Origin of the sequence: Methylovorus glucosotrophus, from assembly GCF_009858335.1 — a bacterium.
Classification (GTDB): Bacteria; Pseudomonadota; Gammaproteobacteria; order Burkholderiales; family Methylophilaceae; genus Methylovorus; species Methylovorus glucosotrophus.
The window spans coordinates 727,808-750,547 of sequence record NZ_VMSE01000001.1 but is presented as its reverse complement, the minus strand read 5'-3'; the positions used below and the strand labels follow the sequence as shown (position 1 = coordinate 750,547).

20 protein-coding genes and 1 tRNA gene are annotated in these 22,740 nt (G+C 55.0%); 9 read left to right on the top strand and 12 right to left on the bottom strand.

The genetic code is table 11. The annotated features are described in order from the left end of the window. Positions 1-111: 111 nt before the first annotated feature. The 4 genes from FNL37_RS03530 to ffh all read right to left on the bottom strand — a co-directional run bounded on the left by FNL37_RS03530 (position 112) and on the right by ffh (position 3,436). Positions 112-648 (bottom strand): YaeQ family protein, encoded by a 537-nt coding sequence (locus FNL37_RS03530; RefSeq protein WP_159355153.1) that lies wholly within the window; start codon positions 646-648, stop codon positions 112-114. 89 nt (positions 649-737) lie between these two features. Beyond that, the gene (locus FNL37_RS03525; protein ID WP_159355152.1) at positions 738-1,637 is read right to left on the bottom strand and encodes a hypothetical protein; all 900 of its coding nucleotides are present in this window, start codon (positions 1,635-1,637) and stop codon (positions 738-740) included. 244 nt (positions 1,638-1,881) lie between these two features. After that, positions 1,882-1,957, bottom strand: a tRNA-Lys gene (locus FNL37_RS03520). A 126-nt stretch (positions 1,958-2,083) separates the two neighbouring features. Beyond that, positions 2,084-3,436: a signal recognition particle protein gene (ffh, locus tag FNL37_RS03515; protein ID WP_159355151.1), complete on the bottom strand. Its 1,353-nt coding sequence runs from the start codon at positions 3,434-3,436 to the stop codon at positions 2,084-2,086. Between the two features lie 103 nt (positions 3,437-3,539). Here ffh and FNL37_RS03510 point away from each other — a divergent pair, with 103 nt between their 5' ends. Then, the gene (locus tag FNL37_RS03510; protein ID WP_015830786.1) at positions 3,540-4,346 is read left to right on the top strand and encodes a cytochrome C assembly family protein; all 807 of its coding nucleotides are present in this window, start codon (positions 3,540-3,542) and stop codon (positions 4,344-4,346) included. A gap of 56 nt (positions 4,347-4,402) precedes the next feature. Here the strand turns inward: FNL37_RS03510 and FNL37_RS03505 are convergent, their stop codons facing one another. Next, a complete protein-coding gene (locus tag FNL37_RS03505) occupies positions 4,403-5,071 on the bottom strand; it encodes a histidinol-phosphatase (RefSeq protein WP_170291267.1) in 669 nt (222 codons plus the stop codon). A 111-nt stretch (positions 5,072-5,182) separates the two neighbouring features. Between FNL37_RS03505 and FNL37_RS03500 the strand changes: the two genes are divergently transcribed. Next, positions 5,183-5,848 carry an energy-coupling factor ABC transporter permease gene (locus FNL37_RS03500; protein ID WP_013442952.1) on the top strand — a complete coding sequence of 222 codons (666 nt, stop codon included), beginning with the start codon at positions 5,183-5,185 and terminating at the stop codon, positions 5,846-5,848. A 71-nt stretch (positions 5,849-5,919) separates the two neighbouring features. On the opposite strand, the gene FNL37_RS03495 is transcribed toward FNL37_RS03500, so the two are convergent. Next, positions 5,920-7,473: a 2-isopropylmalate synthase gene (locus FNL37_RS03495; protein ID WP_159355149.1), complete on the bottom strand. Its 1,554-nt coding sequence runs from the start codon at positions 7,471-7,473 to the stop codon at positions 5,920-5,922. Between the two features lie 74 nt (positions 7,474-7,547). Continuing rightward, on the bottom strand, positions 7,548-8,348 hold the full coding sequence (pssA, locus tag FNL37_RS03490) for a CDP-diacylglycerol--serine O-phosphatidyltransferase (protein ID WP_013442954.1): 801 nt from the start codon (positions 8,346-8,348) through the stop codon (positions 7,548-7,550). A gap of 96 nt (positions 8,349-8,444) precedes the next feature. Here pssA and tgt point away from each other — a divergent pair, with 96 nt between their 5' ends. The 7 genes from tgt (at position 8,445) to clpA (ending at position 17,058) form a co-directional block, all read left to right on the top strand. Continuing rightward, on the top strand, positions 8,445-9,575 hold the full coding sequence (gene tgt / locus FNL37_RS03485; RefSeq protein WP_159356147.1) for a tRNA guanosine(34) transglycosylase Tgt: 1,131 nt from the start codon (positions 8,445-8,447) through the stop codon (positions 9,573-9,575). A gap of 142 nt (positions 9,576-9,717) precedes the next feature. After that, a complete protein-coding gene (gene yajC, locus FNL37_RS03480; protein WP_013442956.1) occupies positions 9,718-10,035 on the top strand; it encodes a preprotein translocase subunit YajC in 318 nt (105 codons plus the stop codon). Between the two features lie 110 nt (positions 10,036-10,145). Beyond that, on the top strand, positions 10,146-11,975 hold the full coding sequence (gene secD, locus FNL37_RS03475) for a protein translocase subunit SecD (RefSeq protein ID WP_015830791.1): 1,830 nt from the start codon (positions 10,146-10,148) through the stop codon (positions 11,973-11,975). 38 nt (positions 11,976-12,013) lie between these two features. Continuing rightward, positions 12,014-12,952 carry a protein translocase subunit SecF gene (gene secF, locus FNL37_RS03470; protein WP_013442958.1) on the top strand — a complete coding sequence of 313 codons (939 nt, stop codon included), beginning with the start codon at positions 12,014-12,016 and terminating at the stop codon, positions 12,950-12,952. Between the two features lie 118 nt (positions 12,953-13,070). Then, the gene (locus FNL37_RS03465; RefSeq protein WP_159356146.1) at positions 13,071-14,309 is read left to right on the top strand and encodes an HlyC/CorC family transporter; all 1,239 of its coding nucleotides are present in this window, start codon (positions 13,071-13,073) and stop codon (positions 14,307-14,309) included. A gap of 140 nt (positions 14,310-14,449) precedes the next feature. After that, positions 14,450-14,761, top strand: a complete 312-nt coding sequence (gene clpS, locus FNL37_RS03460; protein WP_015830794.1) for an ATP-dependent Clp protease adapter ClpS — start codon at positions 14,450-14,452, stop codon at positions 14,759-14,761. 11 nt (positions 14,762-14,772) lie between these two features. Next, complete coding sequence (clpA, locus tag FNL37_RS03455; RefSeq protein ID WP_013442961.1) at positions 14,773-17,058, top strand: ATP-dependent Clp protease ATP-binding subunit ClpA; 2,286 nt, start codon at positions 14,773-14,775, stop codon at positions 17,056-17,058. A gap of 102 nt (positions 17,059-17,160) precedes the next feature. Here clpA and FNL37_RS03450 read toward each other — a convergent pair whose 3' ends face one another. The 5 genes from FNL37_RS03450 to FNL37_RS03430 all read right to left on the bottom strand — a co-directional run bounded on the left by FNL37_RS03450 (position 17,161) and on the right by FNL37_RS03430 (position 22,672). Continuing rightward, the gene (locus tag FNL37_RS03450) at positions 17,161-17,799 is read right to left on the bottom strand and encodes a glutathione S-transferase (protein ID WP_159355148.1); all 639 of its coding nucleotides are present in this window, start codon (positions 17,797-17,799) and stop codon (positions 17,161-17,163) included. Next, positions 17,799-18,002: a YgaP family membrane protein gene (locus FNL37_RS03445; protein WP_013442963.1), complete on the bottom strand. Its 204-nt coding sequence runs from the start codon at positions 18,000-18,002 to the stop codon at positions 17,799-17,801. Before FNL37_RS03445 ends, FNL37_RS03450 begins: the two co-directional genes overlap by 1 nt. Positions 18,003-18,017: 15 nt before the next feature. Continuing rightward, the gene (locus FNL37_RS03440) at positions 18,018-19,037 is read right to left on the bottom strand and encodes a quinone-dependent dihydroorotate dehydrogenase (RefSeq protein ID WP_159355147.1); all 1,020 of its coding nucleotides are present in this window, start codon (positions 19,035-19,037) and stop codon (positions 18,018-18,020) included. A 162-nt stretch (positions 19,038-19,199) separates the two neighbouring features. Continuing rightward, entirely contained in the window at positions 19,200-19,535 is a 336-nt protein-coding gene (locus FNL37_RS03435) for a P-II family nitrogen regulator (RefSeq protein WP_015830799.1), read from the bottom strand. 35 nt (positions 19,536-19,570) lie between these two features. Further along, positions 19,571-22,672, bottom strand: a complete 3,102-nt coding sequence (locus FNL37_RS03430; RefSeq protein ID WP_159355146.1) for an efflux RND transporter permease subunit — start codon at positions 22,670-22,672, stop codon at positions 19,571-19,573. Positions 22,673-22,740 lie beyond the last annotated feature (68 nt).

The following is a 22,740-nucleotide window of genomic DNA, read 5'->3' as shown; positions in this document are numbered from 1 at the left end:
TGGGTTGTTGTTGAAGACGAATCCATTGTGAAAGAAACCGGCATGATGGCGAATACGTTGGTCGCTGATTCTCGTGTCAGAGAACGCTTACTGGAGTGTAGGCGTAGCGCCCTACTTTAGGGTAGCGCGGGTGACTTCCACGCTCGCCTCCCCATCGCTTAACCACACCTGACCATCCTGGATGGTGCATTGCAGATTCATGCTGCGTTGCGCCAATGCGGCCAGAGCCTGGGTTGTTTCCTGCGGCAGACTGTAAACCCGCAGATTGCTGAGCCTGGCAAAACCGGAAGCGTTCTGCGCAAACCACATCTCTGCCGTACGCCCGCCATAGGCATACACCACCACCTCATCGGCACGGCCACATGCCTTGCGTATCAGCTTCTCGTCCGGCAGGCCGACATCAATCCACTGCTCAATGCGGCCAGTCAAATCGCGGCGCCAAAGGTCCGCCTCTTCATCGTCCGTCATACCCTGACCAAACGCCATCTGCTCATCCGCATGCAGGGCAAACGCCAGCAGGCGCACCATCATGCGCTCATCCGTCTCCGACGGATGCCGCGCCAGGGTCAATGCATGATCATGATAATAATGCCGCTCCATGTCGGCAATCTGCAGACTGGCTTTGAATACGGTGGATTTAAGGGCCATAAAAACAATCTTGATAAGTAATGTAAAAAACCAACTTTTTATAAACGGCGACGCTCAATCCATTAACGGCAACCCCAGCCAGGATTGAACTAGACTTGGTCAAGGCTACGTTGCGCTTTAAAAAAGGTGCGTATGGCAAACTCATTCTCATCGCCAAAAAAGCGGGTCGAATGTGTGACTTTCTTTTTATTCGCTACCAGAGTCGCGGGTGAGTCAGGCAAACCTCGCCACCGTAGCCCCATCGGAAAACTCCCCGTTGAGAAGTCACCATGCTGCATTCCTACCGCACGAACAAGCAGGCCAAAAATCTGATCCTCTTGCAGTTCGCTCCAGAAAAATTCTTTGCGTGCCAACAACTGGTGTCGCACCAGGCGTCGAATACATTCAGCACTGACAAAATACGCGCCACCAAGACAGTGCTCACCGGGCTCATACCCGTATTTGATACTGCGACGAGACACACGGTAGATAAACCACCAGCTTCTCCATGCTCCTGGATGGCGTAACAAAGCCAGGTTGACTTTGAGCTTCTGCGTCAGCTTGCGGCGCGGCCATGAAAAGTCTCTCGGATCCCCATTGCAATCCACCCGGTACGAACCCAGCATCCCAAGCTCTGGATGCTGATCAAAACATTCGATGGCATCTTTTTCCGGGTCAGGACCAATGACCAGAGCATCCGTATCAAGCCGTAGCAGCACCTTGAATTCGTAATGCTCATGGGCATAAGCAAACCCATGCGAGAGATTGATGTACAGGCCTGCTTCTTTCCCCATATTGCCTTGGGTAGCAATGACGTCAACGTTATCAAACACATCTGGAAGACCTGCGCAAAGGGACTCGCCACTATCATCCAGCACAATGATCACATGGGATGAGCGAATGTAATATCGGATGCTTTCTATCGTATCCACAACATACGCTAACTGGCATGTGGGGCCCACAGGGAGCACAACAGCAAGCTCAACATTTTTCCTGGCAGCATTTCGCATGGGATGACCCGCCTCTTAAGGTAGTTATCTGCGGCAAACAGCAATAAAAACCAAAACGACATCATCGCCCTATTTGGGCGTTAAACCACACTTCCAGCCAAACATTAGCATAAACTTGAATCCCTATGCTGCTCTTCCAGGGCTTGATGGCGGGCTATTCATTACGGGCTTTATGAATATCAATGCCAGCATTCAAAATACATAAAAAAAGGGGTTACGATTTCTCGTAACCCCTTTTTGGTGTTGGTGGGCTGTGCGGGGATCGAACCCACGACAAACGGATTAAAAGTCCGCTGCTCTACCAGCTGAGCTAACAGCCCGGAGACTTTCGTCCCGATGTTTTCCGTTGCTTTGGAAAGCGCGCAATTATCCTGAAAAGGGCGTAGCGCGTCAACCAGAAATCAGGGAAAGTTTATGCAGCATTCATTTAGCGTAGACACTGCGCCTTAGCGCATGCCGGGAAACCGACCTTGCATGGCGCGCATCATCTTGCTCATGCCGCCTTTGGAGAACATTTTCATCATCTTCTGAATTTCTTCAAACTGGTTGAGCAGGCGATTGACTTCCTGCACCTGCACGCCTGCGCCAGCGGCAATACGGCGTTTGCGGGTCGCCTTGATGATCTCGGGCTTGCGGCGCTCTTCGGCCGTCATGGAATTGATAATGCCTTCCATCCGACGCATGGCTTTATCGCCGGTTTCGCTGTTGATCTGGCCGGCCATGCCCGCCAGCTGTGCAGGCATTTTGTCCATCAGCGCGCCCATGCCACCCATTTTGCGCATTTGCAGCATTTGCGACTTGAAGTCTTCGAGGTCAAAGCTTTTGCCGGACTTGAGCTTGTCGGCGACTTTTTGCGCCTCAGCCATGTCGACATTCTTTTGCGCCTGCTCAATCAGGGACAGCACGTCGCCCATGCCCAGCACGCGGGAGGCCATGCGCTCTGGATGGAACACTTCCAGCCCGTCCACTTTCTCGCTGACACCGACGAATTTGATCGGCTTGCCCGTGATATGGCGTACCGACAAGGCGGCACCGCCACGCGCATCGCCATCCAGCTTGGTGAGGATAACGCCCGTCAGGGGCAAGGTCTCGCCAAAGGCGCGTGCCGTATTCACGGCATCCTGACCTTGCATGGCATCGACCACAAACAGGGTTTCCACCGGGTTCAGCAAGGCATGCAATTGCTGGATTTCGGCCATCATGGCTTCATCAATGCCCAAGCGGCCGGCGGTATCGAAAATCACGACATCGTAAAAATGACGCTTGGCAAAATCGAGTACATTGGCGGCAATATCCTGCGGTTTCTGGCTGGCGTTGGAGTCAAAACAGTCGACCTCCAGGCTCTTGGCCAGGGTTTTCAATTGCTCGATGGCGGCAGGACGATACACGTCGGCACTGGCCAGCAATACTTTCTTCTTTTGTTCCTTTAACAGGCGCGCCAGCTTGGCTGAGGTCGTCGTTTTACCTGAACCCTGCAAACCTGCCATCAGGATAATCGCCGGAGGAACTGCTGCCAGGTTGAGCCCTACATTCTGCTCGCCCATGAGGCGCGTGAGCTCTTCATGCACCACCTGAATGACAGCCTGTCCGGGCGTCAGGCTCTGCAGCACATCACGACCTACCGCCCGCTCCTTCACCTGAGCGATGAATTCCTTGACCACGGGCAGGGCGACGTCAGCCTCGAGCAGCGCCATGCGCACTTCACGCATGGCGTCACTGATATTTTCTTCGCTGAGACGGGCCTGCCCGCGCAGCGTCTTGACCACCTGTTGTAATCTACCGCTTAAATTTTCAAACATAATCCGTGCCGAATGTAATGCGGGCCAGCGTTTAGGGGCTGAAACCGCGTGTTATAGTATTTACTTAATTCTAACCCAAGACCTGAAGACACAAGACAGCTAAATGGTTGCCCTTATTCCTTTTCTGCTCACAGCCCTGATTTACAGCCTGGTCGCCATCGACTTCTGGCGTAGCGTAAAAACCTCAGACCCTGCCTCACGCCGCAAGCTGCATAGCCGGGTGCTGGCCATCGGCCTCTTGCTGCATGCGGGCCTGCTATATAACGCCATGTTTACCGAAGGCCTGAACCTGAGTTTTGACAATGCCCTGTCGGCGATTGCCTGGCTCACGGTGTTGATCTATTGGGTCAACAACCTGCGCTACCCGCTGCAAAGCCTGCAAGCTTTTGTGCTGCCACCTGCGGCGTTTTTCGTGCTCTTGCAGTACGGCATGCATGAAAACCACGTGCTTCCTTATCTGGGCAATCCATTGTTCATGACGCATCTGGTCATCGCGATTCTGGCTTACAGCCTGTTTACCTTTGCCGCCTTGCATGCGGGCCTGATGGCGTTTGCCGAGCGCAAGCTGCACCAGAAATCCAGCCTGAGCCGCCTGCCGGAATTTCCGCCGATTATCGTCATGGAAAAGCTGCTGTTCCGCGTCATTGCGCTGGGCTTTTTCCTGCTCACGCTCACGCTCCTTAGCGGCGCGCTGTTTTCCGAACAGATTTTTGGCCAGGCCTTGAAGTTCAATCACAAGAACCTCTTCGCCATTATCTCGTGGCTGGTTTATGGCGGCCTGCTGCTTGGCCGCCAGGCCTATGGCTGGCGCGGCAAGACCGCTATCCGCTGGACACTCAGCGGCTTTGTGATTTTGCTGCTCGCTTACGCAGGGACCAAATTCGTGCTGGAAGTCCTGCTGAATCGTTAATCCCCACAGGCGGCCTGCATGGCAGGCCTGCCCCGCTCAACACACAATATTAAATACTAACGCAGACTGATGACTGGCCAGCCCGCCCCCTCGGCGTAAGCTTTCAGCGTAGGGTCCGGATCGACTGCCACGGGCTTGTCCACCAGTTTCATCAGCGGCAAGTCATTGTGCGAATCGCTGTAGAACCAGCTCTGCTCAAAATCCTTGAGGGTTTGCCCGCGTGCCTCCAGCCAACTGTTCAGGCGCGTAATCTTGCCTTCCTGAAAACTCGGCACGCCGGTGCTACGCCCGGTGAATTGGCCGTCAATTTCCTCAGGCAGCGTTCCAATCAGGTTATCAATGCCGAATGCCTTGGCAATCGGGCCAGTAACAAAGCTGTTGGTCGCGGTAATGATCATGAGCAAATCGCCGTTGGCTCTATGCTTTTCTACCAGCGCCCGCGCTTTGTCGGTGATCATGGGGGCAATTTTTTCCTGCATGTAGCGCGTGTGCAATTCATCCAGAAAGCTGCGCGGATGCTGGCTTAATGGCTTGAGCTGAAACTCGAGAAACGCATAGATATCCAGTTTCCCGGCTTTATAGTCTTCGTAAAACTGCAGGTTTTTTTCCAGGTGCTCCTCGCGGTTGAGCAATCCCTGTTCGATCAGGAACTGGCCCCATTGAAAATCACTATCCCCGGCCAACAGGGTGTTATCCAAATCAAAAAGTGCAAGCTGCAAAATCATCTCCGTTCTGTTACGGCGTTTCAAAAATAGGTAAAGTACAAGACTTGTGCATCGCATTGCGGAGAGCTTGATGCGGCAAGAACTCACTGCCCCCATCAAGGTCATTACGATATGAACTTCCCCGACCATTTACTACCCACCGAGCTTTGCTGGGCCGCCAATGCATTAAGCCTGGCGATTATCCTGGCCTGCGTGAAAAGCGCCCCTTGGCGTCATCTGAAAGACACCAGCCTGTTGAATGTGTTCATGGCTGGCATCGTCGGGCTCATGCTGGTGTGGGCAGTTAACGCCGGGATCAAGCCTGGTCTGAATTTTCATTTGCTGGGCGCTACGCTGCTCAGCCTGATGTTTGGCCCCCAACTTGCGATTATCGCGCTGGCCCTGGTACTGCTCGGCATTACCGCCTTTGGCATGGCTGGCTGGCTCAGTTATGGACTCAATCTCATGCTCATGGTGGTGATTCCCGCCATGTTCAGTTGGGGCGTATTCCGCTGGGTAGACCGCAAACTGCCCAACCATTTGTTTGTGTATATTTTTGTGGTCGGCTTTTTCTGTGCAGGTGTCGCCATTACCCTGTGCGGACTCGCCAGCAGCTTTGTACTGACCGAAAGTGCTATCTACAAGCGTGAATATCTGGGCGAGCATTACTTGCCCTACTACATTTTCATGGCCTGGTCCGAAGCCATGCTCACAGGGATGGCGGTAACGCTGATGGCGGCTTTCAGGCCCAGCTGGCTATCTACCTTCAACGACAAACGTTATCTCAAAACCAAATAGGCCCGCCTGCATACTGGCCCAACCCCATCAACAAGGCGCTACCTACAATACCCGGAAGCGCGAGGCTGAAATTACAAGGGCTGCGGATGTGCCCGTTCAGCGTTGGATTGCAGCTTGTTCAAGCCATTCAAGTAAGCTTTGGCCGAGGCAATCACGATATCGGTATCTGCCCCTTGGCCGTTCACAATGCGGCCACCCTTGGACAGGCGTACGGTCACTTCGCCTTGCGCATCGGTACCACTGGTAATGTTGTTGACCGAGTAGAGCTGCAACTCGGAACCACTGTTGACGATGCTTTCAATGGCTTTGAACGCCGCATCCACTGGGCCGCCGCCATTCGACTCCGCCCGTTTTTCCACGCCATGCTCGGTAACAGTGACAATCGCATGCGGAATTTCGCCCGTCTGCGAGCATACCTGCAGGTAGACCAGCTTGTAACACTCACTGGCTTCGCCCATCACATCTTCGCTAACCAGGGCATGCAGGTCTTCATCAAAAATCTCGGATTTCTTGTCCGCCAATTCCTTGAAGCGGGCAAAGGCAGCATTCAGGGCCTCTTCGCTATCGAGCTGGATACCCAGCTCATTCAAACGGGTGCGGAAGGCATTGCGGCCAGACAACTTGCCCAGCGTGAGCTTGTTGGCGCCCCAGCCCACATCTTCAGCACGCATGATCTCGTAAGTCTCGCGGTGTTTCAGCACGCCATCCTGGTGAATGCCAGATTCGTGGGCAAAGGCATTGGCGCCAACCACCGCCTTGTTCGGCTGCACCGGATAACCGGTAATGGTAGAGACCAGCTTGGAGGTAGGCACGATCTGCGTAGTATCAATGCTGGTGTCGAGGTTGAATACATCGCGGCGAGTGCGTACCGCCATGACAATTTCTTCCAGACTGGCATTGCCTGCGCGCTCGCCCAGGCCGTTGATGGTGCATTCCACCTGCCGCGCGCCGCCCATGACGGCCGCCAGCGAATTCGCCACCGCCATGCCAAGATCATTATGGCAATGCGTAGACCAGACCACCCTGGATGAATTAGGCACGCGGGCAATCAGTTGCTGCATGCGCTCACCCCACAAGGCAGGTATCGAATAGCCCACGGTATCCGGCACATTGATGGTCTTGGCGCCCGCATTAATCACCGCGGTAAAGACCTGCACCAGGAAATCCATGTCCGAACGCACCGCGTCTTCCGCGGAAAACTCCACGTCGTCGGTATATTCCAGCGCCCATTTAACGGCCTGCACTGCACGCTCCAGCACCTGCTCCGGCGTCATGCGCAGTTTGTTCTGCATGTGGATGGGGCTGGTGGCAATAAAGGTATGGATACGGCCTTTGGCAGCTGGCTTGATGGCTTCGCCTGCGCGGCGGATATCGTTTTCATTGGCACGCGCCAGCGAGCAAACAGTCGATTCCTTGATGATTTCGGCGATGGCATGAATCGCATCAAAATCTCCCGGGCTCGCTGCGGCAAACCCGGCTTCAATCACATTCACGCCCAGCTTTTCCAGCTGACGGGCAATGCGGATCTTTTCTTCCTTGGTCATGGCAGCGCCCGGGCTCTGCTCGCCATCGCGCAAGGTGGTATCAAAAATGATTAACTGCTTGTCTTTTATCGTATCTGACATGGTGTCTGGTCCATAAACTTGGTGATCGCTGCATTATTTGTGGCAGCGAAATGCATTTGCGGAGATAACTAAATTCAGTTGGCGGAAGGCGACGCGGGCGGACGCTTCAGCTTGCGGTATGCCCACAAGACATACCCTGACAAGCCGTAGAGCAGGGAAACTGCAAACAGGACTTCAGCAGGACTGTATGAAATGAGCACAAAAGCCAGCACGATGAGCAGAATCACCACAAACGGTACGCTGCTACGCAGATTGATGTCCTTGCCGCTGTAAAAGCGCAGGTCGCTCACCATGGAAATACCGGCAAATACGGTGATGCTCCAGGCCAGCCATTTCATTTTGACCCAGCCAAAGAAAATCTCGTCCCCGGCAATGCCATTATCAAAGGAAATCCACACCAAGCCGGCCAGCAATGCGGCCGCAGCCGGACTGGGCAAGCCTTGGAAATAGCGTTTGTCACTTTCATCGAGCTTGGTATTGAAGCGGGCCAGGCGCAAGGCAGCACTGGCGCAATAGATAAAGGCCGCAATCCAGCCCAGCTTGCCCATGGGTTGCAAAGCCCACACATACAGCACCAGCGCCGGGGCCACGCCAAAAGACACCATATCGGAAAGGCTGTCGTATTCGGCGCCAAAGGCACTTTGGGTATTGGTCATGCGGGCGACACGCCCATCGAGGCCATCCAGTATCATCGCAATGAAAATAGCGACCGCTGCATGCTCAAAGCGACCACTCATCGCCTGCACGATGGCATAAAACCCGGCAAACAGTGCCGCCGTCGTAAACAGGTTGGGCAGCAGATAGATGCTGCGCTCGCGCAGACTCTGTTCAACCAGTGGTTTGGTGCGGCGCAGACGGGGTTTGGCATCAGCCATTGCGAAACTTCCTGAAATTAAACTTCGGCTAGTATATCAAAGCCGCATGGATTGACTATGTTAGACTCGCGTATTGATTTCAACACGCTTAGCACCATGCAATTCACTCTGCACAAACAGGATGGCGCCGCCCGCCGCGGCACCGTCAGCCTGGCCCACGGCGAGGTACAAACACCCGCCTTCATGCCAGTCGGCACTTATGGCTCAGTCAAGACGCTCTCCCCGCAAGAGGTTCACGACATTGGCGCGCACATTCTGCTCGGCAATACCTTTCACTTGTGGCTGCGGCCCGGCCTCGATGTCATTGAGGCCCATGGCGGCCTGCATGGCTTCATGGGCTGGGATGGCCCTATCCTCACTGATTCCGGCGGCTTTCAGGTATGGAGCCTGGGCGACCTGCGCAAGATCAGTGAAGAAGGCGTCAAATTCCGCTCTCCGATCAATGGCGACAGCTGTTTCCTGACCCCCGAGGAATCCATGCGCATCCAGCGCGTGCTCAATTCCGACATCGTCATGATTTTTGACGAATGCACACCTTACCCTGCCACTCACGAGCAAGCCATGACATCCATGCAGCTCAGCCTGCGCTGGGCACGGCGCAGCAAGGATGCCCATGCCGGCAATCCGAACGCGCTGTTTGGCATTATTCAGGGCGGCATGTATGAAGACTTGCGCGACATCTCGCTGGCGGGGCTAACTGACATTGAATTTGATGGCTATGCCATAGGCGGCTTGTCGGTAGGTGAACGCAAGGAAGACATGCTGCGCATTCTGGCTCACACCACGCCGCAGATGCCGCAGGACAAACCCCGCTATCTGATGGGTGTTGGTACGCCAGAAGACCTGGTGGATGCGGTAAGCCACGGTGTGGACATGTTTGACTGTGTGATGCCTACCCGCAATGCCCGCAATGGCTGGCTGTTCACGCAATATGGCGACATCAAGCTCAAGAACGCCCGCTACAAACTGGATACCGGCCCCCTGGATGCCGACTGCAGCTGCTACACCTGCCGCCATTTCAGCCGCGCCTATCTGCACCATTTGCATCGTACCGGCGAGATTCTGGGCGCCCGCCTCAACACCCTGCACAATCTGCACTATTACCAGCAACTGATGGCGGGTATGCGCAAGGCTATTGAAAACGGCACATTCAGCAGTTTCGTTGCGGAGTTCAAGGCCAAGCGCCAGCAGCTTAAAGCCGAAAGCCTGGCAACGGCTTCAAATTAGAGGTGACCGCAATCACATAGCGAGGCCGCCACAAGATGGCTGATAAATTTAGTGAGAACACCACAAGGCGCTCTATGCTAGAATTTTTGGCTTTAGTATCAACAGTATCAATTTTATTTAAAGTAATAGAAAGGTAGCTTCCGTGTTAATCAGCTCAGCTTATGCCGCATCGGCCTCCCCGGCTCCGGAATGGACCAGTTTTCTTCCTCTGGTCGTGATCTTCGTCCTGTTCTGGTTCATGCTGATTCGTCCGCAAATGAAGCAGGCCAAAGAACAGCGCCGCATGCTGGAAGCCCTGCAAAAAGGCGATGAAGTCATCACCGCTGGCGGTATCGTCGGCAAGGTCACCAAAGTTGGTGATGCTTATGTCACGATTGAGATCGCACCTGAAGTCAACATCAACGTGCAAAAGCAAACCGTCCAGACCCTGCTGCCCAAGGGCACCATCAAGTCCATCTGAATTTAAACCATCCCGCCATTCCGTCCCATGCTCCGCACCCATCCATACATTGCAACACTTTCATGTATGACCGAGCCTGAGGACGGAATGCGTTTTTTTCGAGCCGCATTATGAATCGTTACCCCTTATGGAAATACATACTCGTGCTGATCACCCTGGTGCTCGGCGTGGTGTATTCGCTGCCCAATCTGTTTGGTGAGTCACCAGCCGTCCAGGTATCCACCGCCAAGAGCTCCGCTAAACTCGACCCGGCATTGCTGGGCCAGGTGGAAGATATCCTGAAGCAGGAAAAAATCACCTATGAAGCGGTGTTTCTTGACACGAATGGCGTCAAGGTACGATTTGAAAATGCGGACACGCAAATCAATGCCAAGGATGTGCTGCAAGGCAAGCTGGGCAAGGATTACGTCGTTGCACTCAATCTGATCTCGCGTTCACCTTCCTGGCTGCGCAGCATCGGCGCGCTGCCCATGTATCTGGGTCTGGACTTGCGCGGCGGCGTTCACTTCCTGCTGCAAGTTGACATGAAAGCCGCGCTGGATAAGGCCGCTGAGCGTTATGTCGGCGATTTCCGCAGTGCGTTGCGCAAGGAGCGCGTGGCTTACATGGGTGTCAGCCGTGAAGGCCAGGCCGTGCAGGTGCGCTTCAGCAGCGCAGCCGAACTGGCAAAAGCGCAGAAAATCCTGAACAAGGAATACCCTGACCTCACCTTCCGCACCCTGGATAGCGGTAACGACAAACTGCTGATCGCTACACTGAATCTGCAGGCACAAAAACGCATTCAGGAATTTGCTCTCAAGCAGAACATTCAAACCCTGCACAATCGCGTGAACGAACTCGGCGTTGCCGAACCGATTATTCAGCAGCAAGGCCTGGATCGCATCGTGATCCAGTTGCCAGGCGTGCAGGACACAGCCAAGGCGAAGGAAATTCTCGGCCGTACCGCGACGCTTGAAATCCGCATGGTGGACGAAGAGAAGAGCGACATGACCACGCTGGACAAAGCCAGCAAGGGTCAGGTGCCATTTGGTGACGAGTATTATGTGGAACGTAACGGCCAGCCTATTCTGGTGAAAAAGAATGTCGTGCTGACCGGTGACTACATCACCGACGCCGGTCCTGGTCTGGATCAGCAAAACGGCGAATCCGTTGTGCATGTGACACTGGATGGTCGCGGCGCCCGTATCTTCAAACAGGCCACCAAGGAAAACGTCGGCAAGCGCATGGCGATTCTGCTGATTGAAAAAGGCCAGGCAGAAGTCATTACTGCTCCTGTCATCCGCGAAGAAATTGGCGGCGGCCGCGTGCAGATTTCCGGCATGGCGAACGTGCAGGAAGCTACCGATGTTTCATTGCTGCTGCGCGCTGGCGCGCTGGCTGCGCCAATGGACATCATCGAAGAACGTACCGTTGGCCCAAGCATGGGTGAAGAAAACATCAAGCGCGGCTGGCACTCCACCCTGTGGGGTTTCGCTGCGATTGCCGTGTTCATGATCATCTACTACATGTTGTTCGGTAGCGTGTCGGTGCTGGCACTGGGCGTCAACCTGCTGCTGCTGACCGCGGTGCTGTCGCTGCTGCAGGCCACGCTCACACTGCCCGGTCTGGCGGCGATTGCGCTGACGCTGGGGATGGCGATTGATGCCAACGTGCTGATCAATGAGCGTATTCGTGAAGAGCTGCGCAATGGCAACACGCCTCAGGCCGCCATTCACGCCGGCTATGACCGCGCCTTCGATACCATTCTGGACTCCAACGTCACCACCATGATCGCCGGCCTCGCCCTGTTCATGTTCGGCTCCGGCCCGGTCAAGGGCTTTGCCGTGGTGCACGTGCTGGGCATTTTGACTTCCATGTTCAGCGCCGTGGTGGTTTCGCGCGCGCTGGTCAACCTGATTTACGGTTACCGCCGCAAGATCAGCAAGCTGTCCATCGGCTGATGCGACCTCACGTAAACGACTAGATACGAGTAAAGATCATGGAAATTTTCAAGATTAAAAAAGACATACCGTTTATGAGCTACGGTCGCCTGACGACCGCGATTTCGCTCATTACCTTCCTGCTGTCGGTGTTCTTCCTCGCACACCGCGGCCTGAACCTTGGCGTCGACTTCACTGGCGGCACCATGATGGAGGTCAGCTATCCGCAGGCCGCTGATATCGGAAAAATCCGCGAAGCCGTCGACAGCGTGGGCCTGAAGGATGCTACCGTACAAAACTTCGGTACCAGCCGCGATGTGCTGATCCGCTTGCCGCTCAAGCCTGAGCTTTCGATCTCGGCTTTGTCCGAACAAGTGCTGACCGCCCTGCAGAAAGCCGACCCCAACGTCAAAATGAATCGCGTTGAGTCCGTGGGCGCCCAGGTAGGGCAAGAGCTGTATGAAAATGGCGCACTGGCCCTGCTGCTGGTGTCCATCGGCATCATGGCCTATCTCGCCCTGCGTTTTGAATGGCGCTTTGCGGTAGCCGCCGTTATCGCCAACATGCATGACGTGGTGATCATTCTGGGCTTCTTTGCCTTCTTCCAGTGGGAATTCAACCTCACCGTGCTGGCAGCCGTGCTGGCCGTGCTCGGTTACTCGGTAAATGAATCCGTGGTGGTGTTTGACCGTGTGCGTGAAAACTTCCGCAAGATGCGCAAGGCCAGCGTATCCGAGGTGATCAACAACGCCATCACCCGTACCATGTCCCGTACCGTCATCACCCACTTCTCGACCCAGCTGATGGTGCTGTCCATGCTGTTTTTTGGTGGCGAAGTGCTGCATAACTTCTCATTGGCACTGACCATTGGCATTCTGTTCGGCATTTACTCATCCGTACTGGTCGCCAGCCCGATTGCCATGTACCTGGGTGTATCGCGCGAAAATCTGATGACCAGCGCTGAAAAGAAGCCAGCCACAGCCGACGCTCAACCTTGAGCAAACTGACATTGTCAGGCGCAGCCTTTCCTGGCTGCCTTGACAATAGCGCTCCATCAAAGGGAAACTAGCGGTATCGCTTAACGCCTGTTCCCCCTTGGACACCATTCCCTTACCCATGCAGCTCGGCGCTCTTGCCGTGCTGCTTTTGATTTCCGCCTTTTTTTCCATCGCTGAAACCAGCCTGATGTCGCTTAACCGCTACCGGTTGCGCCATCTGGCAAAAAGCGGCCACCGCGGCGCCCGCCTCGCCAGCCACCTGCTGAGCAAGACGGACAAACTGCTAGGCGTGATACTGCTCGGCAACAATTTTGCCAACGCCGCCTCGGCCACCCTGGTCACCGTCATTAGCGTGCAGCTGCTGGGCGAAGGCGAGTGGGTGCTGATGATAGGCACCCTGAGCGTCACCTTCTTCATTCTCGTGTTCGGCGAAATCTCCCCCAAAGTCATTGCAGCGGCCTACCCGGAAAAACTGGCGTTTGCTGTCAGCTATGTCCTTTACCCCTTGTTGAAGGTGTTATACCCGGCCGTCTGGTTCGTGAATCTGTTTGTCAGCGGCCTCTTAAGATTGCTGGGAATACGCGTCAACTTTGCCGACCATAGCCATGCTATCTCCATGGAAGAGTTGCGTACCATCGTCAGCGATTCAGCCAATTACATTCCCAAGAAGCACCGCACCATATTGCTGAATCTGTTTGAGCTGGAAAAAATCACGGTAGATGATGTGATGACCGCGCATACCCTGATCGATACCATCGACATGGATGCTCCAATGGATGACATATTGCAGCATATCTCCAGCAGCCATCACACCCAGCTGCCGGTCAAGCAAGGCCCCGGGGAAGAAATTATTGGCTTTATCCATGTGCGCAGAGTCATCAACCAGCTGCGCGGTGGTGAGCTGGACAAGGAAGCCTTGCAGGAGATTATCGCCGAACCCTACTTTGTGCCTTCCGGCACCCCGCTATATACCCAGATGCAGCAATTTCAGGAGCAGCAGCAACGCATGGGGCTGGTGGTGGACGAATACGGTGAACTGAAAGGCCTGGTCACGCTCGAAGACATACTGGAAGAGATCATTGGCGACTTCACCACCCAGTCGCCATTGCGCACCAGCAAGTATATACACGAAGAAGATGGCAGCTGGCTGGTGGATGGTTCCAGCAGCCTGCGCGATTTAAATCGCAAGTTGGGCTTGAATTTACCGCTGGATGGCCCCAAAACATTAAATGGATTGATACTTGAGCATTTTGAGGATATTCCGGAGCCGAGCACCAGCTTCAAGATTGGCACGCACGCGCTTGAAATCGTGCAAACCCATGACCGTATCGTCAAAAGCGTCCGCATTTACCCCTAGCACCCCGGCCTGCTTCGCCTTGGGAGGCTAAGGCGGGCGCGAAATTTGCATTCATATCATCAAACAGTCGAACTGGCCGGATTACCCACACTTAATTCAGGCTTGAATTATTTCTGATTCGGCTCAAAATAGGCATCACTATGGCAAGTACGAAGCATCAAGAGGGAATCGTCACAGAAAAGCAAACGGCTCGGCCAAAACCGCCGTCCATGTATAAAGTGATTCTGTTGAACGATGACTACACCCCCATGGAATTTGTTGTAGAAGTGATTCAGCGTTTTTTTAACAAAAGCCGTGAACAGGCGACGCAAATCATGCTCAAAGTTCATACGGAAGGCGCAGGTATCTGTGGCGTTTATCCGCACGACATCGCCGAAACCAAAGTAAATCAGGTATTGGGCTATGCCCGTGAATATCAACATCCGCTGCAATGCGCAATGGAAGAAGTCTGAGGAAGTGCAAAATGATCGCCCAGGAACTTGAAGTCTCACTACATATGGCCTTTATGGACGCCAGGCAAAAACGCCATGAGCTAATCACGGTGGAGCACCTGCTGCTGGCCATGATAGACAACCCGACAGCGGCGGACGTGTTGCGCTCCTGCGGTGCCAATCTCGACACTTTGCGTTCCGAACTGGTGCACTACATCGAAGAACACACTCCGATTGTAGAGGGCTCGGATGAGGTAGACACCCAGCCTACCCTCGGCTTCCAGCGCGTGATTCAGCGCGCCATTCTGCACGTGCAGTCTTCCGGCAAGAAAGAAGTCACTGGCGCCAACGTGCTGGTCGCCATCTATGGCGAAAAGGATTCGCACGCCGTTTTCTTCCTGCATCAGCAAGGCATTACTCGCCTGGATGTAGTGAATTTCATCGCCCATGGCGTTGCCAAGGTCACCGACAACACCAGCAAGCGCGCAGAAACCGAGCAGGAGGCTGAAGCCGAAGCTGCGCCTGGTAGTGCGCTGGAAAGCTTTACGCTCAACCTTAACCAGCAAGTGCTGGCAGGCAAGATCGATCCACTGATCGGGCGTGGCAATGAAATCGAACGCGTCATTCAAACCCTGTGCCGCCGTCGCAAGAACAACCCGCTCTTGGTAGGCGAAGCTGGTGTGGGTAAAACCGCCATTGCCGAAGGTCTGGCACGCCGCATTGTCGAAGGCAATGTGCCTGAAGTGCTGGCCAATGCCGTCATCTACTCACTGGACATGGGTGCTCTGCTGGCCGGTACCAAATACCGCGGCGATTTTGAGCAACGCCTCAAAGCCGTGATGAAAAAACTGGCAGAGCAGCCCGATGCCGTCTTGTTCATTGACGAGATCCATACGCTGATTGGCGCAGGTGCTGCCAGCGGCGGCACCCTGGATGCGTCCAATCTGCTGAAGCCTGCGCTGTCCAATGGCTCGCTCAAATGCATAGGTGCGACCACCTATCAGGAGTACCGCGGTATTTTTGAAAAAGATCACGCGCTTTCCCGCCGCTTCCAGAAGGTGGATGTGGTTGAGCCTACCGTGGCTGAAACCGTGGAAATCCTCAAAGGCCTGAAGTCGCGCTTTGAACAGCACCACAGCGTGAAATACACCATGGCTGCCTTGAGCACTGCAGCGGAGCTTGCCGCCAAGTACATCAATGACCGTCACCTGCCAGACAAGGCGATTGACGTGATTGATGAAGCCGGTGCTGCGCAGCGCATCCTGCCGAAGTCCAAGCAGAAGAAAGTCATTGGCAACAAGGAAATCGAAGACATTATTGCCAAAGTGGCACGCATTCCGCCCAAGAACATCTCCAGTGATGACCGCAATGCGCTGAAAACGCTGGAACGTGATCTCAAGGCCACCGTGTTTGGTCAGGACAAGGCCATTGAGGCATTGTCTGCTGCCATCAAGATGGCGCGTAGCGGCCTGGGTAGCACCAACAAGCCTATCGGTTCCTTCCTGTTCTCCGGCCCCACCGGCGTCGGCAAGACCGAAGTGGCACGCCAGCTGGCCTACACCCTGGGCATAGAGCTGATTCGCTTTGACATGTCCGAATACATGGAGCGTCATGCGGTATCGCGCCTGATTGGTGCGCCTCCTGGCTACGTGGGCTTTGAGCAGGGCGGCCTGATGACCGAGGCCATCAACAAGCATCCGTATTGCGTACTGCTGCTGGATGAAATTGAAAAAGCCCATCCGGATATTTTCAACATCCTGTTGCAGGTGATGGACCATGGCACGCTGACCGACAACAACGGCCGCAAGGCGGATTTCCGCAATGTCACCATCATCATGACTACCAATGCGGGAGCAGAAGCCATCTCCAAGACGGGCATCGGCTTTACGCTGGGTAAAACAGCGGGTGACGATCTGGCTGAAATCAAGCGCCTGTTCAGTCCCGAGTTCCGCAATCGTCTGGATGCCACGGTATCGTTTGCACCACTGTCGCAGGAAATTATCATGCGTGTGGTCGACAAGTTCCTCATGCAACTGGAAGATCAGCTGCACGAGAAGAAGGTCGAAGTCACCTTTACCGATGCACTCAAGGCTTATCTCGGCAAGAAGGGCTTCGACCCACTGATGGGCGCACGTCCGATGGCACGCCTGATTCAGGACACCATACGCCGTGGTCTGGCCGACGAGTTGCTGTTTGGTCGCCTGGCCAATGGTGGTCGCGTCGAAGTGGATATCGACGAGAACGATGCCATCCAGCTGCATTTTGAGGATGGGGATGCCAACAACAGCCCTGCCCTGGAAACGCATACGGCAGACTGAGTTCAATCCACACAAAAAAGCCCCCGCTCCAGCGATGGACGGGGGCTTTTTAATATGGCGGCTATGATTTACAGAGGCGTCAGCCCCGGAACTGGAGGACGCTCAGGTGACACCTGAAGACTCAGCTACCGGCTCTTGCCAGGTGGGATATTTTTCCATGATCGACTCAAACAGCGGGCTTTGTATCCGCTGCGCCAGCCACGTCTTCAACCGAGGGTAAGGCGCGACCACAAACCAGTCCGGTTCCACCATGGAAAACTGCCGTATAAACGGGAATATGGCGATGTCAGCATACGTCGGGCTGGTACCAAACAGGCATCCATGCAGATGCAAACTGGACTCCAGCACCTGCAGAAAGCGTTCGCCATCCGCGCGGTAAGTGCTTTGTGGATGTTCCGGATAACGATCCGGATATTTATAGCGATCCAGAGCTCGCTTGAACTCTTCGTCGTTCTGTTTCACCAGCGCATGCATGGCAGCGTCACTCTGCCCCAGCCATTGTTCGGGATCATGCTGCGCCAGCGCCCATTGCATGATATCCAGGCTTTGATCAACCACCTGGCCGTCGGGCAATATCAGGACCGGAACAGTAGCCTTGGGAGAGACCTGGCGTAAGTGCTGCGGTTTATCACGCAGCGAAATTTCACGAATCTCAACGTCAATGCCCGCATAGCGCAAGGCCATGCGAGCGCGCATGGCATAAGGGCAACGACGATAGGAATACAGAACAGGCAGCAGCATCACTCGTCGACAGGTGGCGTACAGGTACTGACGCCGAACAAGGCATAGGCCGGACACCAGCGCAATATGCCGGTAATGAGGTAAGCAATGCCCAACAAGCCCAGCCAGCGCCAGGGCGACTCGACCCAGTACATCGCCCCCAGCAATGCCGCACCGGACAATATTCTCATCACGCTATCATTGGAACCCACATTTTTGCGCATGACGTTCTCCCGACATTAACCGATCGCGGTACATGCCTCCTTGACCAGCGCTGGACCGCGATAGACCAGTCCGCTGTAGAGTTGAACCAGGCTGGCACCCGCCTCGATCTTTTCGCGGGCATCCTCCCCCGACAAAATACCGCCGACGCCGATAACAGGCAATGCGCCCGCCAGCTGCGTCGCCAATGCATGAATAACCCTCGTGGAAAGATTACGCACGGGAGCTCCGGACAAGCCGCCGGTCTCGCTGGCATGTGGCATGCCCTCCACGGCGGTACGCGACAAGGTAGTGTTAGTCGCAATCACCGCATCCATCTGATGCTGCATCAACAAGCGGGCAATTTCGCTGATCTGCCCATCCTGCAAATCCGGCGCAATTTTCAGGGCCACTGGCACATAGCGGCCATGCTGATCAGCCAGCACTTGCTGCTCGCGCTTCAAGGCAGCCAGCAGTTGTGAGAGGGCTTCTTTTTCCTGCAGCTGTCGCAGATTCTTGGTATTGGGTGAAGAAATGTTCACCGTGATGTAACTGGCGTGTGCGTAGACTTTACGCATGCAGATCAGATAATCATCTACCGCACGCTCATTCGGGGTATCGAAATTCTTGCCGATATTGATGCCGAGAATGCCGCGATATTGCGCTTTCTGCACATTTTCCAGCAACTGATCCACGCCGTGATTATTGAAACCAAAGCGGTTAATGATGGCATTCGCCGCTGGCAAGCGAAACATGCGGGGCTTGGGGTTGCCGGGCTGCGCGCGCGGCGTGACCGTTCCTACCTCAATAAAGCCGAAACCCAGCCGGGCCAAGCCATCAATGCATGCGCCATTTTTATCCAGACCTGCTGCCAGGCCCACCGGATTGGGAAAATCCAGGCCCATGACACGCCGCGGCGTGGCGGGCAATGCGCCCTGCCCCAATATGCGATTTAGGCCATAGCGCTCGCCAGTACGCAGCGCTTGCAAAGTCAGGTCATGGGCACGCTCGGCATCCAGCGTGAACAGCAGGGGTTTAGCCAGGGAGTAAAGATTCATGGCGCAATTCTACTGCAAAATCCCGGAGATTCCGGAGTAAATATAGGTGCAGACTCGCGCCAGCCAAAGCGCATAGCCAGCATGATCATGCACGCGAAACACAGCACAAAGGCCCGCTGGGGGCCTTGGGTACTCATGCATAAAGAGTCCAAACGGCAGGACTCAGCACTCCAGCACGGTGATCTGTTCTGACAGGCGGATCATGCGCTCTACCGGGGTGACCCAGACGATGCCGTCGCCCACCTGACCAGTATGACCAACTTCCACCAATACCTGCAACACACCCTCCACCAGTTCATCAGGGGTGACCAGCTCAATGCGCACCTTGGGGCTGTAATCGGTCAGTTCTTCTCGTATCCCGCCTGAAGGCTTGGCTACAAAGTGGCCGCAACCGTCTACCTTGCTCACCGTCATGCCTGGAAACCCCTTGATATTACGCAAGGCGGAGCGAATTTTGGGCAACCGGTTGGGTTGCACCACGGCTTTAATTTCTTTCATCCCTAAACCTCTATTCTGGTCATGCCTGAATGTGCTCAGGCTTCTATTTTTTTCTCTTCAAATTTGCGATACAGCGTAGGCACCACCACCAGGGTCAGCAAGGTGGAGGTGATCAGGCCACCGATCACCACAATCGCCAGCGGCCGCTGAATCTCGGAACCCGGGCCAGTTGCAAACAGGAACGGCACCAGGCCAAGCATGGCCACGGTAGCCGTCATCATCACCGGGCGGAAACGCTGCTTGCAGCCCTGCATAATCGCTTCCATCTGGGGCAAACCTTCGTCGCGCAGGCTGCGTATGTAAGATACGAGTACCACGCCATTCAGTACGGCAATGCCCCACAGCGCAATAAAGCCGACCGATGCCGGTACGGACAGATATTCGCCTGTGACAAACAAAGCAATAATCCCGCCTATGGAGGCAAATGGTAGCACCATGATAATCATGGTGGCGTAGCGCAATGAGTTGAATAACAAAAATAACAGGAAGAAGATGGCGCCGATGGTGACCGGAATAATCACCATCAAATGGCTCATGGCACGCTGCATGTTCTGGAACTGCCCACCGTATTCGATATAGTAGCCATCAGGCAGCTTGAGCTGCTTGTCCAGCGTCTTCTGCAACTCGGCCACAAAGCCACCCAGGTCGCGGTCTTTCACGTTTACACCCACCACAATGCGACGCTTGGCCAGCTCGCGGCTGATCTGGGCCGGACCATCCCGCACTTCGATGTGCGCAAGGTCGCGCAACGCCACGCGTGAACCATTGGGTGAGGTGATCAGGATATTGCCGATGGCATCCACATTGTCACGGAAGCTTTCAGGGAAACGAACCGCGGCGCTGAAACGGCGCTGACCCTCATAAATTTCGGTCGCCACCTTGCCGCCAATCGCGGTTTCAATCACATCGTGAATATCCGATGCATTGATGCCATGCCGGGCAATCGCCTGCCGGTCAATCCGGATATTCAGGTATTGCTGGCCGGAGACTTTTTCCACCTTGATTTCAGTGGCACCACGCACGGTCGAGGCAATGCGCGAGATTTCATCGGCCTTGGCTTTCAGCACCACCATGTCTTCACCGAAGATTTTGACAGCGACATCCGCCCGCACGCCGGTCAGCAATTCATCCACGCGATCGGAAATCGGCTGCGCCATGATGATCTGCACACCTGGCAAATGTTCAGCCAACACACTGCGCATTTTTTCGGCAATATCATCTTGCGTCCAGCCTTCCGGCCATTCGTTGCGGGGCTTGAGGCTGATGATAGGCGTGGACTCATTCTGCGCCTGCGGATCCGCCGGACTTTCGCCACGCCCCACGCCCGACACCGCCGATTTCACGCCGGGCACCTTTTCCATGATCAGGCGCATGGCTTCGCTTTCCATCTTGATGGATTCTTCCAGCGAGATATTCGGCACGCGGTTGATGCCGGGCACAATCGAGCCTTCCTTCATCTCAGGGATAAACGAGTTGCCGAGCAACGGCACAATCGCCAGGGTGCCAATAAACACCAGCACCGCCAGCATGATGGTTTTCTTCTCGTTGGACAGTGCCCAACTCAGCATGCTGACATACGGGCGCTTGATCAGCTGGATCATGCGGGTATCTTCACCACTGCCGCCTTTGAGGATGAACGAGCACATGGCCGGCGTCAGCGTCAGCGACAATACCAGCGACACGAACAGCGCGATCGCAATGGTGTAGGCCAGCGGCGCAAACATCTTGCCCTCCATGCCCTGCAAGGTCATGAGCGGCAGGAATACCAGAATGATGATGCCAACGCCAAACAGCACTGGAGTCGCCACCTCAGCCGCCGCTTCGAATACCACGCGAATCTTGCTTTCATCCTTGCGATGCCCCAGATGGTGGAAGGTATTCTCCACCACCACCACCGAGCCATCGACCATCAAACCAATCGCGATCGCCAGACCTCCCAGCGACATCAGGTTGGCGGAGATGCCGTAGTAATTCATTGCCATGAAGGTAATCAGCGGCGTCAGGATCAGCGTCCCCACCACAATCAGGCTGGAGCGCACGTCCCCCAGGAACAGGAAGAGGATAACGATCACCAGCACGATGCCTTCGATCAATACCTTGGTCACCGTATGCAGCGCGGCATCCACCAGCTCGCTACGGTCGTAATACGGCACGATCTGCAAACCACCCGGCAGCATGCCTTTTTCGTTGATTTCTTTCACGCGTGCCTTGATGCGGCTCACCACTTCTTTGGCATTGCCACCACGCATCATCATCACCACACCACCTACCGATTCGGTATCGCCATTCTTGAGAATCGCGCCTACTCGCACCTCATAGCCCAGCTTAACCTCGGCCACGTCGCGCATATACACCGGCGTGCCGTTCTGCTCTTTGAGAATGATGTTGCGGATATCGTCCAGATTCTGGATCAGGCTGATGCCACGGATGAGGTATTGCTCGGCGTAATGGGGCAGCACACCGCCGCCGCTATTGGCGTTGTTGCGTGCCAGCGCCTGATACACATCATGCAGCTTCACGCCGTAGTGATTCATGCGATCAGGATTCACCAGCGCCTGGTATTGCTTGACGTAACCGCCTTGCGAATTGATTTCTGCCACACCGGGGATACCGCGCAGCAGAGGCCGCACTACCCAGTCCTGCACCGCGCGACGCTCGGTCAACTCGTTCACCGAGAGCTCTTTTTTACCGTCGGTAGGTTTATCCAGCGTGTACTGATACACCTCACCCAGACCGGTGGACACCGGCCCCAGCACCGGCGTCACGCCTTCCGGCATGCGGTCCATCACCTCCATCAATCGCTCCATCACCAGCTGGCGCGAGAAATAGACATCGGTATCGTCGGTAAACACCAGGGTGATCAGTGACAGGGCATTCTTGTTGAGGGAGCGCATTTCGGTCAGGCCAGGCAGACCGGTCATGGCGATTTCGAGCGGCACGGTGATAAAGCGTTCGACTTCCTCCGGTGACCTCCCCGTGGCCTGGGTGGCAATCAACACCTGCACATTGGTCACATCCGGGAAAGCATCCACCGACAGTTTTTTTACGGCAAACAAGCCGGCAATCAGGAGAGCTACAGCGATAACAACGACGACAATACGCTGCCGCAAGGCACCACGGATGAGAGATTCGATCAAAACTTACCTCATGATTCATGCAAGGAATTCAAGCACGGCAACATGCATGCTTCATCCCCCTGCGAGTT